This is a genomic window from Candidatus Polarisedimenticolia bacterium, assembly GCA_035764505.1.
In the GTDB taxonomy this organism is placed as follows: Bacteria; Acidobacteriota; Polarisedimenticolia; order Gp22-AA2; family AA152; genus AA152.
The window spans coordinates 20693-38527 of record DASTZC010000261.1; the positions used below are offsets into that span (position 1 = coordinate 20693).

Below are 17835 nucleotides of genomic sequence, written 5' to 3' on the forward strand. Positions count from 1 at the left end.
CGCTCATCCCGCCGCCCGCCGCGCCAGCGGCTCGATCAGGACCGGAAGGGTCCCCAACCCGTGGGGGATGAGATAGCCGGGTCCCGGATTCGACGCGGCCAGCGCTTCCGCAAGTGATGCGTGCGGGATCATCCCCATCCGTCGCACCGTCGCCGGGTCGAGGGCCGAGACGAGGCGCACCTTGTAGCGCTCCGACTTCCAGCGGATGCCCCACGCGGTCTGCCCATGGACCTGGTAGCGGCTCACCAGCTTCTGCGCTGTCGCGCGCGCGCCGCCCGGCACGAACCAATCGAGGAAGTCGGGACGGCCGAGTCCGTCGGCGCACTCCGCCAGCAGCACCAGGTCGCCGCCGTCCTTCAGGACGAGGCGTGCATGCTCGAGCGCCTTGTGCGACTGGATCATGTTGAGGTCGCGCGGCGAGCCGCCGCAGCTCACGACCACGAGGTTGCGACGCCGGGCGACCTGCACGGAATGCTCCTGCAGATATTCGGCGCAGCCGCGCCGGTGCGCGGCCCGCCAGTTGCCGGCATACAGCCCCACGATCCGGTTGGCTCCGCCGAGCACCGTGTTGACCAGGAAGCTGGGACCGACCAGGCCGCAAGCTTCCTCCATATCCTCGCTGACCGGATTCCCCTCCAGCCGTCCCGATTCGATCCCTTCGGCTTTCGACAGGCTGGTCCGATCGAAAGCGAGCAGGTGGTTGGCCTGGATGGAGCGGTCGGAGCCGCAGCCTGGCAACACTCCCTTGCGACCGCCGCTGAAGCCGGCGACGTAGTGGAAGCCGATGGCGCCCACCACGAACACCCGGTCGGCCTTCAGGAGGCGGCGGTCGACTTCCACGGGAGTGCCGCGCGAGGTGACGCCTACCGGTGCGTTCTCGACGGCGTCATAGGCATCGTGGATGCGGACGGCGACGCGGCGGGCCGGCTCGTATCCGACGATGCGGGTGATCTCCTCCGGCGTGGGGGGGCGATGCGTCCCGGCTCCCACCAGGAACTCGATCTGTCCGTCGGGTACGCCAAAATTCGCCAGCCGCCGCAAAAGGAGCGCGGCGACACGATCGGATCCGGAGGCCCGCGTTGCGTCCGGGACCACGATGCAGACGCTGTGCGAGGGGGAGACGATCTCGCCGAGCGGCGGCGAGCCGATGGGAGATTCGAGCTTCGCTAGCAGCTCGTCGTCGCCCAGCTCGGGGGGATCGGATCCGATCGGGTCGACGACTTCGAAACGCCCGGGATCGTAGGTGAAATCGACCCGCCCGCTTCCGTATCCGAGCGCCAGGCGCCCCGGTGATTCGCGCTTGCCGTCAGTCATGCGGCACCCCCGAGGCGGCCGGATGGAGCGATTCGAGGGCCCGGGCGATCCGTGCCACCCCCTCCTGCAGGACTTCGGGCGGGCTGTAGCTGAAGCTGAGCCGCAGGGACGAGGTCGCGGGGGCCGCGTCGCCAGCAGCGAAGGCGCCGCCCGGAAGGAAAGCCACCTTCTCGCGCTGCAGCGCCGCCTCGAAGAGGACCCAGGCATCGATGCCGCGGGGGAGATCGACCCAGGTGAAGAAGCCGGCCCGCGGAACCGACCAGCGCGCATCCTTGGGAAATGAGCGGTTCAGAGCAGCCAGCAGCGCGTCGCGGCGGCGCGCGTATTCGGTCCGCAGGCGCTCCAGGTGCTCCTCGAATCCGCCCGAGGCGACGAAGGCGGCGACGGCGCGCTGCCCTAAAGTGGCCGTGTCGATGTCGCTCGATTCCTTGAGCGAAGCGAGCGGTCCGATGAAGCGCTCCGGCACCACCACCCAGCCGGTGCGCAAGCCTGGCGCCAGCGTCTTGGAGAACGATCCCAGGTAGAGCACCCATTCCGAATCGAAAGCCCGCAGCGCCGGAAGCTCCTCCCGGTCGTAGGTCAGCATGCCATAGGCGTCGTCTTCAAGAATCGGCATGCGATGATCGCGCGCCAGATCCACGAGCCGGCGCCGCGCCTCGCGTGGCAGCGAAGCACCGGTGGGATTGTGGCCGTCCGACATCGCGTACAGAAGCGTCGGGCGCAATCCGCCGGCAAGCGCGCGCTCCAGCGCGTCGACGTCGATTCCGGTCGCGGGCGAGGTCGGGACCGTGACGATGTGCGGCTCGTGCGGTGATACCGCCTGCTGGAAGCCGGTGTAGCAGCTCTCCTCCAGGACGATCGTCGCGCCGGGATCGAGGAGCAGCCGTGCCAGGAGCGACATTCCCTGCTGCGCCCCGGCCGTGAGAAAGACCTGCTCCGGCTCGCAGGCGACACCCCGGCGGGCCATGAGCCGGGCGACGAAAGCGCGCAGCTCCGATGAGGAGGGGCCGTACTGCAGGGCGCGCGGATCGGCGCGCAGGACGCGGCCGATGGCCTCGTCCACCGCCGCCGTCGGGAAGAGATCCGCGGCCGGCAGGCCGAGCGCCAGGGACAGGACCTCCGGTCGCGCCGTCGCCACCAGCAGGTCCTGCAGCGCCGAGCGCCGCAGCGCCAGCGTCCATCTCGCGAGAGGGGGGCCTGGCGCGCGCGCCGTCATGAAGCTCCTTCTTTAAACGATCTCATGCGCCCTCTCTCACAGGTTGCCGCGCGCCGCCTGCTCGCGCTCGACCGCCTCGAACAGCGCCCGGACGTTGCCGGCGCCGAAGCCGCGGGCTCCCTTGCGCTGCACCACCTCGAGGAAGCCGGTCGGCCTGCCGGTCACCGGCTTGCTGAAGACCTGCAGGAGGTAGCCCCAGCGGTCGCGGTCGACCAGGACGTTCAGCTCCCGTAGCTCCTTGAGGTCCTCCTCGATGTCGCCGACGCGCGCCGGCAGCGCGTCGTAGTAAGTGCCGGGGGTCTGCAGGAAATCGACGCCCCCTTCGCGCAGGACCCGCACCGTGGCGGCGATGTCGGAGGACAGCATCGCCAGGTGCTGGGCGCCGGCGCCGTGGTGGTAGTCGAGGTACTCGTCGATCTGGGACTTGGAGCGGCCGGGCGCCGGCTCCATGATCGGAAACTTGATCGTGCCGTTCTCGCTCTCCATCACCTTGGAATTCATGGCGCTGCGCTCGGTCACGATGTCCTCGTGGTGCGCTTCGTGGAAGCCGAACACGCCGGCGTAGTAATCGATCCACTGCGCGAGCGTCCCCGCCTCCACGCACACCGCCACGTGGTCGATGGCCGCGAGGCTGGCCGTCTTGCCCGCCCAGCGCGATTTCCACGGGCGGAAGCCCGGCAGGAAGGGGCCGGTGTAGCTGTCGCGCTGCACCAGGGAATGGATCGTGTCGCCGAACGACTTGATCGCCGCCCGGATGACGCGGCCCGACTCGTCGGTGGCCACGTGCGGCTCGGCCACCGGCGTCGCGCCGCGCTCGACGCAGTGGCGGAAAGCGCGCGCCGCGTCGTCCACCGCCAGCGCCACGTCGCGGATGCCGTCGCCGTGCAGGCGTGTGTGATCGGAGATGGGGCCGTTGGGCGCCAGCGAGTTGGTGAACACCAGCCGGATGTCTCCCTGCTCGACGGCAAAGGAGGTGCGGTCGCGCAGACCCGTCTCCAACCCCCCCTCTGCCAGGGGGCGGAAGCCCAGCGCGCGCGTGAAAAAGTAGGCCGAGGCGAAAGCGTTGCCGACATAGAACTCGACGTGATCGATCCCACGAAGCATGATGCCTCCCGTCTTGCGTTTTACGCGTCGGCCGCGCCGGAGGGGGCGGCGTGGCGCTCCACGATGGCGGCGATGGTGCGGGCCCCCTCGCCGCGCACGATCGAATGATGCGATCCCGGCGCCCACTCGAGCGCCAGGTCTCCCTTGACGAAGCGCTGCCAGCCGAGCATGTCGTCGCCGCCGCGGGCGACCGCCGACTCGGTGCCGCGCACCAGGACCACTTTTCCTGCATAGGGGCGCGGACGATAGGCATCGGCCGCCTTCATCCGGCCGGCAACCCCCGAGAGCCAGGTGGCGGCCTGCTCGCCATCCAGCTCGGGCGGCAGCGCCGCCCCGGCGGCGCGCGCCGCCGACAAGGCCTCGTGCGCGCTTTCGGAGTGGATCTCGACCCCCCACAGCATCGCCGCGGCGCGTGCCAGAGGATGCTCTTCCACGACCTTGTCTCCCGGGGCGGCGGCATCGAGGAGCACCAGCGTCCCGACGTCGCGGCCCGCCTCGCGCAGCCGCAGCGCCGTCTCATAGGCGACCAGCCCGCCGTACGACCAGCCGAGCAGATCGATCGGCCCGTCGGGCACGGCGCGCGCGATGGCCCCGGCGTATCCGGTGGCCGCCGCCTCGATGCTCTCCGGCGGGCCGTCGGCGAAGGCATGCAGGCCGAGCAGCGGGCGGCGGGGATCGAGATGGCCGGCCAGCGCCGCGAACGGAGCGATGCCGCCCCCTACCTCGTGCACGCAGACCAGAGGCGGCAGCCCGGCGCCTCTGTTGAGAGTGACCAGCGGCGAGGCCTCGGCCGCGGTGCCGCGCAGCAGGCGCGCCAGCCCGGCAATCGTGGGCTCCCGGAAGACCGCGGCCACCGGCAGCTCCGCGCCGATCTCGCGGCGGATCGTCCCGACCAGGCGCACCGCCAGCAGGGAGTTCCCGCCGGCCTGGAAGAAGCTCTCCTCCACGTCGTCCCCGCCTCCGCCGAGCGTGTCGCCCCACAGGCGCGCCAGGGTGCGCTCGAGATCGTCGCGTGGCGCCGTGCGCGCCCGGATCGCTCTCTCAGGAAGGGGAAGGGCGCGCCGGTCCACCTTGCCGGTGGCGGTGCGCGGCATCGCCGGGAGCATTACGAAGCTGGAGGGAACCATGTATTCGGGAAGGCTCGCGGCCAGAGCGCTGCGGAGCTTTTCGGCTTCTACCTGGATTCCCCCGGCAGGTACCACATACGCCGCGAGGGTGGCCGCGGCACCCTGACCGATCACCCGGACCGCCGCCTCGCGCACCGCCTCGAGACCGGCGAGCCGGGCCTCGATCTCCCCGAGCTCGATTCGGAAGCCGCGCAGCTTCACCTGTCCGTCGCGCCGGCCGAGAAAGACGAGATCGCCGCTGGCGAGCTGCCGGGCCAGGTCTCCCGTGCGGTAGAGCCGCGCGCCGGACCGATGGGAGAAGGGGTCGGGAAGAAAGGCCGCGGCCGTCTCGGCGCTCCGGTGAGCGTAGCCGCGAGATAGAACCTCCCCCCCGATATAGATCTCCCCGGCGGCCCCGATGGGCACGGGCCGCAGGCGCGAATCGAGGAGGTGCACGGTGGTGTTGTCCAGGGCACGGCCGATCGGCACCGGGTCGGGGCATTCGTCTTCCGAGGAAACCCGGTATTCCGTCGCCTCGATGACCGCTTCCGTGGGACCGTAAGCGTTCAGCACCGTGAGGCGGCCGCGAGCCGCGCGCAGGAGGGCGGCGATGCGCGAGCCGCTCGGGCTCTCGCCCCCCGTGAACAGGATACGAAGCGAAGCGGGAATCGTCGCGCCGCTCTTCGACAGGTCGTCGGCCAGCTCGTGCAGGAAGCCGACCGGCAGGTGCGCCACCGTGAGCCGCGCGGCGGCCGCGCGCTGGAGAAAGCCCTCGGGCGTCTCGCCCCGCGGATCGGGGTGCATGATCAGCGTCGCGCCGCCGGAAAGGGTCGCCAGGATCTCCTCGATCGAGCCGTCGAAGATCGCCGAGAAGAAGTGGAGCACGCGCTCGCCGGGGCCGAGAGCGTTGTGGCGGACACGGCCGGCGATGCGGTCCGCGATGGCGCGGTGCTCGACGAGGACGCCCTTCGGCTCCCCGGTCGAGCCGGAAGTAAAGATGATGTAGGCGGTGTTCGCCGGGCGCGCCAACGGCTCCGGAGGCTCGGCGCTCTCGGACGAGAGATCGTCCGCATCGAGCAGCAGGATCGGCAGCCCGGCTTCGGCCAGAGCGGCGTGCAATCCGCGCTCCGAGATCACCGCCCGCACCCCGGCGATCGAGAGCATGGCCGCCAGCCGGGAAGCCGGGAGCGAGGCGTCGAGGGGCACCAGCATTCCCCCCGATTTGAAGATTCCGAGCATCCCGGCAATGGAGCGGGCGGTGCGCGCCGAGAAGAGCCCGACGCCGGCTTCGGGCCGGACGCCCAGGCGGCGCAATCGGCGGGCGATCCGGTTGGCGAGGGCATCCAGCTCGGCATAGGAGAGCTCCCGCTCCTCGTCCACGACCGAGACGGCGCTTGCCGCCCGGTGGACCTGCTCTTCGAACAGCTCGTGCACCAGGCGCGGCGGTCGGGGGATCGCTGTCGCGTTGGCGGTTTCGGTGATCGCCAGCTCCTCCGGCGTCCGCAGGTCGAGATCCTCCAGCCGCGTGCCGGGGTCGCGCGCCAGGGCCCGCGCCAATCCGGCGAAGTGCGCCAGCAGACGCTCCATCGTCGCGGGCTCGAACAGGTCGGCGTCGTAGACCAGCGACCCGAAGAGCCGCTCGCCCGAGCGTCCCATCGACAGCGTGAGATCGAAGGGTGTGGCTCCGGTGTCGGCGGGGACCGCTTCGACGCTCAGGTCCCCGACAAGCGGCGGGGAGGCGGGGACATGCTGCAATACGAACATGGCGTCGAACAGGGGATTGCGGCTTAGATCGCGGCGCAGGTCCAGCGCTTCGACAATCGACTCGAAGGGGACGTCCTGGTGGGCGTAGGCGTCGAGGACCTTCCCGCCGACGCGCCGCACCAGCTCGCGCAGTGTCCACGCCGGATCGATCCGGGTGCGCACCGCCAGGGTGTTGGCGAAAAACCCGACGACCGGCTCCGCCTCGGCCACGCCGCGGTTGGCGATTGGAATTCCCACCACCACGTCGGGGCTCGCGGCATAGCGCGCCAGGAGCGCCTGGAAGCAGGCCAGAAGTACATGGAACAAGGTGGCCCCTTCCGCCCGTGCGAAGCGCGCCATGGAGGCTGCCGTCTCCGGTTCGATCTCGAAGCCGACGCTTGCCCCGCGCATCCCCCGGCGCGCGCCGCGCGGCCGATCGGTGGGGATCTCCAGCGGCTCGACCCCTTCCATCTCGCGCCGCCAGTAGGCGAGCTGGCGGTCCATCTCGCCAGCCTCCAGCCACTCCCGCTGCCAGGCCGCCCAGTCGGCGTACTGGATCGGCAGCTCCGCCAGCGGGCTTTCCTTGCCCTCCCTCAGCGCGCCGTAAATAGCGGCCAGCTCACCCCGGATGATCTCCATCGACCATCCATCGGTGATCGTGTGGTGCAGCACCAGGGAGAGATAGTGTTCCGCGGCGCCGGTCCGTAAGAGGAGCACCCGCCAGAGCGGTCCGCGCTCCAGATCGAACGGCCGGCTGGCTTCCGCGGCGATTTTACGGAGCACTTCCTGCTGCGGATCGGCCGACGAGGTAAGGTCCGCCGTCTCCAGCACTCGCTGGCGCGGCGGGTCGAACGCCTGTTCGACCCGGTCCGAAAGCGATGTGAAGCGCGTTCGCAGCGCTTCGTGCCGGCGCTCGATCTCGGCCAGGGCGCGGCCGAGAGCTTCACCATCGAGATCTCCCGAGAGGCGATAGGCGGAGGCGACGTTGTAGGCGGCGCTGTCTGGCTGGAGACGGTCCAGGAACCAGAGCCGGCTTTGCGCGTAGGAGAGGCGGGGGCGTTTGCCGTCCTCGGCGCGCCTCACGGGCGGCAGGCTGGCCCCTTGCCGGCGCGCCGTGGTGGCGGAGCGCGCCAGACCGGCCGGGGTCGGCGATTCGAACAGGGCGCGGAGACTGATCTCGGCGCCGAGAGCCGCGCGTGCCCGCGACAGCAGACGGGTGGCCAGAAGCGAGTGCCCGCCCAGATCGAAGAAGCTGTCGGCGGCGCCGACCTGCTCGATCCCGAGCGCCTCGGCGAACAGGGCGCAGGCGATCTCCTCTTCCTCGGTACGGGGAGCGATGCGGCCGCCGGCGGCTCCCCAGGCCGGCTCGGGGAGGGCCTTGCGGTCCACCTTGCCGTTCGGCGTGAGAGGGAGAGCCGCGAGGACGACCAGCGCCGCAGGAACCATGTAATCGGGAAGCCGGCGCCGCGTCTCCTGGAGCAGCGTCGAGGTATCTAGCTGCGCTCCGGTCGCCGGGGTCAGGTAGCCTACGAGGCGTCCCTCGCCATCCATCACCACGGCCACCTCGCGCACTCCCGGCTGCGCCGCCAGCGCCGCCTCGATCTCTCCCGTCTCGACCCGGAAGCCGCGCACATTCACCTGGGCGTCGCGGCGGCCGGCGACGGCGACGATGCCGCCGGCAAGGTAGCGGCCCAGATCGCCGGTCCGGTAGCAGCGATCGGCTCCGGCTCCTTTGAAGCGATCGGCAGTGAGGGTCTCGTCGAGATAGCCGAGCGCCAAGTGCGGGCTGCGGACCCAGATCTCTCCGATCTCGCACAGCCCGGCGGCCCGGCCGCCATCGTTGCGGATGAGGATCTGGACGTCCTCCATGCCGGCGCCGGCGGGGATCGCCTCGCGCTCGACGGGCGGGCCGTCCTCGGCGCGCAGGGTTTCTCCTGCCGGCATGACGAAGCAGGCGCTGGCGCGCTGCGTCTCGGTCGTGCCGTACAGATTGACGATGGCCGCAGCGGGAGCCAGCTTCCGCAGCCGCTCCACATCGCGCCTCATGAGCTGCTCGCCCAGGAGGAAAGCCAGGCGCAGATACGGCAGGCGGACGCCGCCGTTCGTCTCTCCCGCGAGGATCTGCGCCATTGCTGGCGTGAGGTTCATCACCGACACACGGTTGGCCAGCCCCCAGGCAGCCAGGCGCGCGCTGTCGAGATCGTCAGGGTCGGGAATGCAGACGGCGGCTCCCGCCATCAGCGGCGTGAAGAGATCGCGCTGGAGCGGATCGTGGGCCAGCCCCGACAGCATCGAGAAGCGGTCGCCGGCATGGATGCCGAAGCGCCGCTCCAGGATTGGCTGGAAATGCGACAGCGAGCCGTGCCGGCCGCGCACTCCCTGCGGCGTCCCGGTCGATCCCGAGGTGAAGGTGATGCAGGCCACGTCGTCCGGCCCGACTTCCACGCCGGCCGGGATTGCGCTCACCCCGGCGAGAGGATCGTGCTCCGCGAGCCGATCGAGAGACGGCAGCGTGATGCAGGGGGTGCCGTCGAAGAAACGGCCGAGCTCCGCCGGCAGGAGACCGGCCGCCTCGACACCGATCAGCGCGCGCGGGCGCGCCGCCTGCAGACAGGCCAGCAGGCGCGCGGGCGGGTGCGCCGGGTCGAGCATGGTGAACGCCCCGCCCGCCTTCATCACACCCAGAATCGCCCAGAGGGTCGGCGCGCTCCGGTGCGCGAGGATCGCCACCACCTCGCCCGGGCGGACGCCGCCGGCGATCAGCCGGTTCGCCAGCTGGTTGGAGCGCGCCTCGAGCTCGCCGTAGCTCCAGGCGCCGCGCGCATCGGAGACGGCCAGGGCGGCCGGATGCTCAGCGGCCCGCCGGGAAATCTGGTCGTGTACCGCGCCGTGCCAGCGGTCCGAAATCGGAGCTCGTGGGTCGGGCAGCTCCAGCCGGGCCCGCCGGGTGACCAGCGAAATCTCCTCCAGGGGCCGCTCCGGCGCCTGCGCGGCCTGCGCCAGGGCCAGCGCGAGCTGATCGATGAATTCGCGGATGCGCCACGAGTCGAACAAACCGGGGCTGTAGACGGCGTCGAGATCGATCGAGTCTCCCGCCTCGGTCACGTAGAGGCTGAGGTCGAACTTGGCATCCACCACCCCGGTGCCGAGCGGCTCCGCCAGCAGGTTTCCGAAGCGGGGCTCCTCCTCCGGGACATTGACGAAGTTGAACCAGACCTGGAAAACCGGCGTGCGGGAGAGATCGCGCCGCGGATTGAGGGCGGCCAGGAGCGACTCGAACGGGACGTCCTGATGCGCGTAGGCCCCCAGGGACGACTCGCGAATCTGCGCCAGCAGGTCCCGGAAGCTGCGGATCTCCTCGCCCAGGCGCAGCCGCAGCGCCAGGGTGTTGACGAAGAAGCCGATGAGTCCTTCGGTCTCTTCCTGGGTGCGGTTCGCCACGGGGAGACCGACGGCAAAATCGCGCTGGCCCGACCAGCGCGCCAGGACCAGCGCAAAGCCGGCCAGCAGCACCATGTTGAGCGTGGCCCCCTCCGATCTCGCCAGGGCGCGAAGCCGTCCCGCCAGATCCGCGTCGATGCGGCCGGAAATGCGGGCGCCCGAAGTGCTCTGCAGGGCGGGCCGCGGCCGATCGGCCGGCAGGTCGATAGGCTCGACGCCCTCCAGACGGCGGCGCCAGTAGTCGAGCTGCCGCTCCAGCTCCCCACCTTCGAGCCAGCGGCGTTGCCAGAGCGCATAGTCGGGGTACTGGATTGGCAGCTCGGCGAGCGGGCTTGGGCGCGCCTCCGCATAGGCTTCGTACAGCTCCGCCAGCTCGCGGGTCACGACGCTCATCGACCAGCCGTCGGTGACGATGTGATGCATCGCGACCACCAGGACGTGATCGCGCGGACCCAGGCGAAACAGGATCGGACGCCAGAGAGGTCCGCGCGCCAGATCGAAGGGGACCCGCGCTTCGGCTTCGAGGCGCTCGCGCAGCTCGCTTTCCAGGTCGGCGGCACCGCTCAGGTCGATGGGGTCGAGCGACAGCAGGGAGGGGGGATCGATCACCTGTGAGGGAATTCCGTCCTCTTCCTCGAAGCGCGTGCGCAGCGCTTCGTGCCGTCGAGCCAGCTCGCCGATCGCGCGCTGCAGCGCCGCGACCTCGAGATCTCCCCTCAGCCGGAGCCCGGCGGTCATCGTATAGGTCGAGCCGCCCGGCTCGAACCGGTCGAGGAACCACATGCGCTCCTGCTGGAACGAGACGGCAATTCGGTTGCCGCGCTCGGCACGCGGGATCGGTGCGATCTCCCGCCTTTCCCCCAGCAGGACGTCGGCGAGCCGCGCCGCCAGCTCGCGCACGGTGGGCGCATCGAACATGGCGCGCAGCGGCAGGTCGACGCCGGATAGGCGGCGCAGGCGTGCGACCGCCTTCGTCGCCAGCAGACTGTGGCCCCCCAGCGCGAAGAAATGGGCGTCGCGGCCGAGACGGTGCGTCCCCAGCGTCTCCTCGAAGACCCCGGCGACCATCGCTTCCCAGGGGGAAAGCTCGCCGCGGGCGGGGGCCGCCTCGAGCTCCGGTTCCGGGAGCGCGCGCCGATCCACTTTGCCGCTGGGAGTGAGAGGCAGCGCCTCGAGCTCGACGAAGGCCGAGGGGACCAGGTATTCAGGGAGCTGGCGCGCCAGCTCGTCGCGCAGCGTGCGCACCCGGCCGCGCAGAGGGCCCTCCGGGACGACATAGGCCACCAGGCGCGTCGCGCCTCCCGGCTCGGCGCGCGCTTCCACGACGGCGGCGCGCACGCCCGCGCAGCGCTCCAGGGACGATTCGATCTCTCCCGGCTCCACGCGGTAGCCGCGGACTTTGATCTGCCGGTCGACTCGGCCCAGGAACTCGATCCGCCCGTCGGCGAGCACGCGACCGCGATCGCCGGTCCGGTAGAGCCGCTCCCCGGTGCCGAACGGATCGGGAAGGTAGCGCTCCGCCGTCAGGTCGGCGCGATCCAGGTAGCCGCGGCCGACCGCCTCCCCGCCCAGGTAGATCTCGCCGACGACCCCGAGGGGTGAAAGGGCCAGCTTTTCATCCAGGACGTAGGCGCGCGCGTTGGCAATCGGATTTCCGATGGTCGGCAGCTCCGGCCAGAGCCGAGGATCTCCGGCGAGGCGCTCGGCGGTCGCCACGTGCGTCTCGCTGGGCCCGTACTGGTTGTCGAGCACGCTGCCGCTCACGCTGCCGAAGAGGCGGCGGATTGGCGCGGTGACGCGCAGCTGCTCCCCCGCGGCGATGACTTCGCGCAGCGCCAGGACGGCGCCGCGCTCTTCCGCCGCCTCGGCCAGGCTCTGCAGCGCCACGAAGGGAACGAACAGACGCTCCACCTTCTCGGCGGATAGGACCGAGAGCAGCGCCGCCGGATCTCTCCGGTCGTCTTCGGAGATGAGCACTAAAATGCCGCCCTCGGCGAAGGTGGAGAAGATCTCCTCGAAGGAGGCGTCGAAGGACAGGGACGCATACTGCAGCGTGCGGCGTCCGGCGGGCGCGCCGGAGCGCTCCTGCTGCCACGCGATGAGGTTGAGGAGCGCCCCCTGATTCATGGCGACCCCCTTGGGGCGCCCGGTCGAGCCCGAGGTGTAGATCACGTAGGTGAGATCGGTGGCGGAAGTCTCGACGCTGATACGGGAAGCGTCGAGGGAGGCGAGCGTTTCCTCCTCCCGGTCGAGACACAGGGTCCGGGCGGCGGCGGGGGGCAGGGTCCCGGCGAGCGCCTCGGTGGTGACCAGCGCCGCGGCGCCGGCATCCTCCAGCATCAGGGCGAGACGCGCCGCCGGATAGGCCGGATCGAGCGGCACGTAGGCGGCGCCCGCTTTCAGCGTCGCGAGGACCGCTGCAATCCGATCGACGCCGCGCTCCAGGCAGAGGGCGACCCGGTCGCCCCGGCGCACGTCATTCTGGATGAGCAGTCCGGCGATGCGGTTGGCGCGCGCTTCGAGCGCGGCGTAGGAGACCTCGACGCCGGCGACGCGCAAGGCGGGCGCTTCCGGCCGGCGGTCCACCGTCGCCTCGAAGAGGCGCGCGAGCGTCGGCTCGACCACGAACCTCCGCTGCGTGGTGTTGAAGTTCTCCAGCAGCCGCCGCTCGGTCTCCGGCAGGATCGGTGCCTGCCGGACGGCGAGGCCGGGATCGGCGGCCGCGAGCTCGACGAAGCGGACGAAATGCGCCGCGAGGCGCTCCATGGTGTCGCGGCGGAAGAGATCGGTGCTCCAATGGAGCCGTCCCGTGACGGCTCCGTCGATCTGGAACAGCGACATCTCCAGATCGAACTGCGCCGTTGCCGGCTCGACCTCGAAGGAGCGGATTGCCAGGCCCGGGAGCGCCAGCCGGCCGAACGGCACGTTGTGCAGCGCGAACAGAGCCTGGAAGATCGGGTTGCGGCTGGTGTCGCGCTCCGGGCGGATCTCCTCGACGATCCGCTCGAACGGCACCTCCTGGTGGGCGTAGGCACCCAGCGCCGTTTCGCGCAGGCGCCGCAGCAGCTCACGGTAGGTACAATCGGCGCCGCCCAGCTTCATCCGCAGGGCGAGGGTATTGACGAAGAAGCCGACGAGATCCTCGGTGTCCTCGCGCGTCCGTCCGGCGACGGGCGTGCCGATGGCGAAATCGGTCTGCCCCGACCAGCGCGCCAGCACCGCGGCGAAAGCCGCCAGCAGCGCCATGTGCAGCGTCGCCCCCTCGGCAGCCGCCACGCCGGTGATCCGCTCGACGAGATTCCGATCCAGGCGGACCGAAAGCGCCGCGCCGGCGTAGGTCGGGTGCGCGGGACGCACGAAATCGCCGGGCAGGAGCAGCGGCTCGACCTGCGCCAGGGTCTCCTTCCAGTAGGCGAGCTGCCGCTGCAGCTCCTCTCCTTCGAGCCAGCCGCGCTGCCAGGCGGCCCAGTCGGCATACTGCACCTGCGGCTCGGGGAGCGGTCCGGCGGCGCCCGATACGGCGGCGGCGTAGATCGCTCCGAGCTCGCGGACCAGGACGCCGGCCGACCAGCCGTCGGCTGCGATGTGGTGCACCACCAGCGACAGGACGTGCGAGCGCGGGGCCAGCCGCAGCAAGCGCACCCTGATCAACGGCCCGCGCGCCAGATCGAAAGAAGCCAGCGCCTCGGCGGCGACGATCCGGCGTGCTTCGGCCTCCGGATCGGCCGCGGAAGAGAGGTCCTCGGACGGAAGCGCGAAGGGGACGGGCGGGTCGACGATCTGCTCCGCTCCCTGCGCTCCTTCGACGAATCGGGTGCGCAGCGCCTCGTGCCGGCGCAGGATCTCGCCCAGGGTCCACCCCAGCGCCGCCTTGTCGAGATCGCCTTCCAGGCGCAAGGCGTTGGGGATGTTGTAGGCGGCGATGCCCGGTGACAGCCGATCGATGAACCAGAGACGCTGCTGGGCGAACGACAGGGGGATGGGGTTCCGGCGGTCCAGACGCGGGATGGCCCCGCCACGCCGCGTGGGAGCGGCGCTCGCTTCGACGAAGGCCGCCAGCGCTGCGAGCGTGGGAGCCTCGAAGATGGCGCGCAGCGGCACCTCGACGCCGAGCGCCGAGCGCAGCCGCGAGATTACCTGCGTGGCGAGCAGCGAGTGGCCTCCCAGATCGAAGAAGTGATCGCCCGTCCCCACCGACTCGACGCCGAGCACTTCCTCCCAGACGCGCGCCACCGCGCGCTCCGCCGGCGTGCGCGGCGCCGCGCCTCCCGTACTGCGCGCGGGGGAGGGCGCGGGCAGAGCCCGGCGATCCACCTTGCCGTTGGGTGTGAGCGGCAGCGCATCGAGGACGACGAAGGCCGCAGGGACCATCGCCTCGGGAAGCCGCGCCGCCGCGAGGGCGCGCAGAGCGGCGATCAGGCTCCCCGCGAGCGTGGCGCGCAGCGGCGTGTTGGTGAGCGGGCGACGAGGCTTGCCGTGGGCGGCGGGAAAGGGAAGCCCTGTGGGCTCGCCGGCGCCGCGCTCGAAGACCAGGTCGAAGCAGTCCTCGCTTCTGGAGGAGAGTGCGGCCACTCCTGCATAACCGTGCGACTCGCCAAGATGGGTCAGGTCGTCCGGATGCCGCGCCTGCTCGCGCGGACCGTCGTCGACCTCACGCTTTTCGCCCAGCGCCCGAGCGGCGGCCACGAAGGCCGCGACCCTGGCGTTCGGAACGTCCCGCAGGATAATCCGCGGCGCGCCGCTGCGGAAGAGATCGCCAAAATCCCGGGCGGCCTCCTCGTGCCAGCTCATCTCCGTGGCCGGGGACGCGGGCGGCGTGCCGAGATGCAGCAGCACGTCGTAGCGGAACCGGGTCAGCTCGTTGTCGGCTCGGCCTTGCTTCCAGCGTGCCTCGGCCCAGGCCGGGCGGCCGGCGCGCGCCGCGAGATGGGCGAAGAAGGCGGGATCGACAAGAAGCTCCTCCTCTCCGGCGACGATCTGCTCGGTGCGGGATAGCAGCGAATCGGGCGTCGATTGCGGCGTCGCGCCGTGCAGCGCCACCGACGCCGCGAAGGCGCGCTGCAGCCGCGCCTCGCGCACGTCGCCCACGAAGATGCGTCCCCCCTGGTCGAGCAGACGCAGGGCCCCCTCCAGGACGCGCTCCAGGTAAAAGGCGTCCGGGAAGTACTGCACCACGGAATTCAGGATGATCGTGTCGAACGAGCGCGGCGCCAGATTCTCGAAGTCATCGGCGCCGCGCTGCTGCAGCTCGACGTGCCCCAGCTCTTTGTTTGCCTCCGCCGCCCGCCGGACCAGATCCAGGGCAACGCGCGAGAAATCGGTCCCGACATATCGGTGGCAGCGCGGGGCGATCCGGGTCAGGAGCAATCCGGTGCCGCAGCCGATCTCGAGGACGCGATCCGGCTGCAGCGCCAGGATCCGCTCCACCGTCCGATCGCGCCACTCGCGCATCTGCTCGGCCTCGATCGGCTCGCCGGTGTAGCTGCTGTTCCAGCCGGTGATGTTGAAGGTGGGGTCCAAGCGCTCCGGAGTGCGGGCGTAGGTCTCGTCGTACAGGGCGTGCCAGCGCTCGATGTGCTCCGCCTGCCAGCGCCCCCGCTCGCCGCCGGCGCGTCGCGGCGCCACGTAGGCGACCAGACGGGTCTCGCCGTTCTCCCGCCGCGGGACCACCGCCACGGCCTCGACGCCGGGATGGGTCGCGAGCGTCGTCTCCACCTCCGCTGGCTCGATCCGCTGGCCGCGGATCTTCACCTGCGCGTCGAAGCGGCCGAGGAACTCGAGGCGGCCGTCGGAGAGCTGGCGCACCCGGTCCCCGGTGCGGTACATTCGATCGCCGGAGCCGCCATAGGGATCGGGTATGAAGCGCTCCGCCGTCCGATCGGGCGCGTGGGCGTAGCCGCGGGCGATTCCCGCCCCTGCGACGTGCAGCTCGCCCGGGACACCCGCCGGAACGGGTCGGAGGCGCTGGTCCAGGACGTAGGTCCGGGCATTGGCGATCGGTCTTCCGAGCGTCGGCATTCCGAGGGAAGCCCCCTCGTCCGCCTCGCCGGAGGTGGCCACCACGGTCGCCTCGGTCGGCCCGTAGTTGTTCACCACGCGAAAGGGGAGTCGCGCGGGGTCGAGACGGTGCAGCCGGTCGCCACCGACGAGCAGCGTGCGCAAGGCGGCGTCGCGCGGCCAGTCGAGGGCCAGCAGCGGCTCGGCCAGCGGCGTCGGCAGGAAGGCGACCGTCGCCCGGCCCGAGACCAGCCAATCGCGCAGCGCCGCCGGATCGAGGCGGATTCTTTCATCGGGAATGAGAAGGCAGGCGCCCGAAGCCAAAGCCGGCCACAGCTCCCAGACGCTGGCGTCGAATCCGACCCCGGCGATCAGGGTGGCGCGGTCCGACTCGCGCAGCGCGAAGGCCGACCGGTGCCATGCCACGAGCGCCGCGAGGTTTGCCTGGCTAACCTCGACGCCGTTCGGCTCGCCGGTGGAGCCCGAGGTGAAGATCACGTAGGCGAGATCCTCGGGCGCGAAGGCGGGTCGCGGGACCGGCTTCTCCCCGGAATGATCTCCGTCGATCTCCAGAACAGGCAGCCCGCCGGCCGCGGCGCGCGCAGCGAGATGGCGCGGCGCGAGCACGATGCGCGCCCCGCAGCGGGAAGCCATCGCCTCGATTCTCTCCTCGGGGTTGGCCGGATCGAGAGGAACATAGGCCGCGCCGGTTTTGGCCACCGCCAGGGTCGCGATGATCTGCTCGATCGATCGCTCCGCCAGAATGGCGACGCGCGATTCGCGTCCGGCCCCCGCGGCGCGCAGGCGCGCCGCCAGCTTGCCGGCGGCGGCGTCCAGCTCGCCGTAGGTGAGGCGCCGCTCCCCCTGCTCCAGGGCCGCCGCATGCGGCGCTCGCGCCGCCTGCTCCTCGAACAGCTCCACGGCGGTGCGCGGCGGCACGGGAAGCTCGACGCCGCGCGCCAGGACCCGGGTGGCCTGGTCCAGCTCGCCCTGAGCGGCCACCGGCAGATCCGACAAACGGGTCTCCGGTCTGGCGACGGCGGCGGCCAGCAGTCCGGCGTAGCGATCGGCGAGGCGCCGGATGGTCTGTGCGTCGAAAAGATCGGCGCTGTAGAAGAGGAAGCCGTCGAGCCCGCCCTCCGCTTCCTCCCAGAGATGGAACTCGAGATCGAAGCGGGTCGCCCCGGTGTCGCAGGGGACGGGGTCGATCGACAGGCCCGGCAGCTCGAAGCTCCCCAGCGGGGCGTTCTGCAGGGCGAAGGCGACCTGGAAGATAGGATTCCGACTGAGATCGCGCGCCGGCTGGAGCTCCTCCACGAGGCGCTCGAACGGCAGATCCTGGTGGGCGAAGGCCCCCAGGCTGGCATCGCGGGCGCGCCGCAGGAGATCCAGGAACTGCGGATCGCCGGAGCAGCTCACACGCAGCACCAGCGCGTTGACGAAAAAGCCGATCAGCGGCTCCAGCTCCGGCAGCGTCCGATTGGCGATCCCGGTGCCGATCGCGATGTCCTCTTCGCCCGTCAGGCGGACCAGCAGCGCGTCGAAGGCCCCCAGAAGTCCCATGAACAGGGTCGCCCCTTCGCGCCGGGCCAGTGTGCGCATGGCGTGCGCCACCTCCGCCGGAATCGATAGCCGCTCCACGCCGCCGCGGAAGCTCTGCACCGGCGGGCGCGGCCGGTCCGCCGGAAGATCCAGGGAGGGCGGCAGCGGCGTGAGGCGCTCGTGCCACCAGGCCAGCTCGCCAGCAAGACGTTCGCCCGATAGCACGGCGCGCTGCCAGGCGGCGAAATCAGCGACCTGGATCGGGAGGCCCGGCAGCGGCGAGGGGCGGCCAGCCGCATACGCGTCGTACAGCGCCGCCACCTCGCGCACCAGTACCCCCATCGACCATCCGTCCGAGACGATGTGGTGCAT

At 71.1% G+C, this 17835-nt stretch carries 4 protein-coding genes; all 4 read right to left on the minus strand.

The genetic code is table 11. The features are described from left to right. Positions 1-3: 3 nt before the first annotated feature. The 4 genes from larA to VFW45_16985 are packed head-to-tail and all read right to left on the minus strand — an operon-like array spanning position 4 to position 17835. Complete coding sequence (larA, locus tag VFW45_16970; GenBank protein HEU5182481.1) at positions 4-1314, minus strand: nickel-dependent lactate racemase; 1311 nt, start codon at positions 1312-1314, stop codon at positions 4-6. Then, the gene (locus VFW45_16975) at positions 1307-2530 is read right to left on the minus strand and encodes a PLP-dependent aminotransferase family protein (protein ID HEU5182482.1); all 1224 of its coding nucleotides are present in this window, start codon (positions 2528-2530) and stop codon (positions 1307-1309) included. Before VFW45_16975 ends, larA begins: the two co-directional genes overlap by 8 nt. Before the next feature lie 36 nt (positions 2531-2566). Then, complete coding sequence (gene hppD / locus VFW45_16980) at positions 2567-3634, minus strand: 4-hydroxyphenylpyruvate dioxygenase (protein ID HEU5182483.1); 1068 nt, start codon at positions 3632-3634, stop codon at positions 2567-2569. Positions 3635-3654: 20 nt separating this feature from the next. Continuing rightward, positions 3655-17835, minus strand: coding sequence for an amino acid adenylation domain-containing protein (locus VFW45_16985; GenBank protein ID HEU5182484.1), 14181 nt, complete (start codon positions 17833-17835; stop codon positions 3655-3657).

Bases quoted from the DNA above. Each gene is read 5' to 3' on its own strand.
- VFW45_16985 (HEU5182484.1), bottom strand. From the start codon at position 17,835: ATGCACCACATCGTCTCGGACGGATGGTCGATGGGGGTACTGGTGCGC.
- hppD (HEU5182483.1), bottom strand. From the start codon at position 3,634: ATGCTTCGTGGGATCGATCACGTCGAGTTCTATGTCGGCAACGCTTTC.
- larA (HEU5182481.1), bottom strand. From the start codon at position 1,314: ATGACTGACGGCAAGCGCGAATCACCGGGGCGCCTGGCGCTCGGATAC.
- VFW45_16975 (HEU5182482.1), bottom strand. From the start codon at position 2,530: ATGACGGCGCGCGCGCCAGGCCCCCCTCTCGCGAGATGGACGCTGGCG.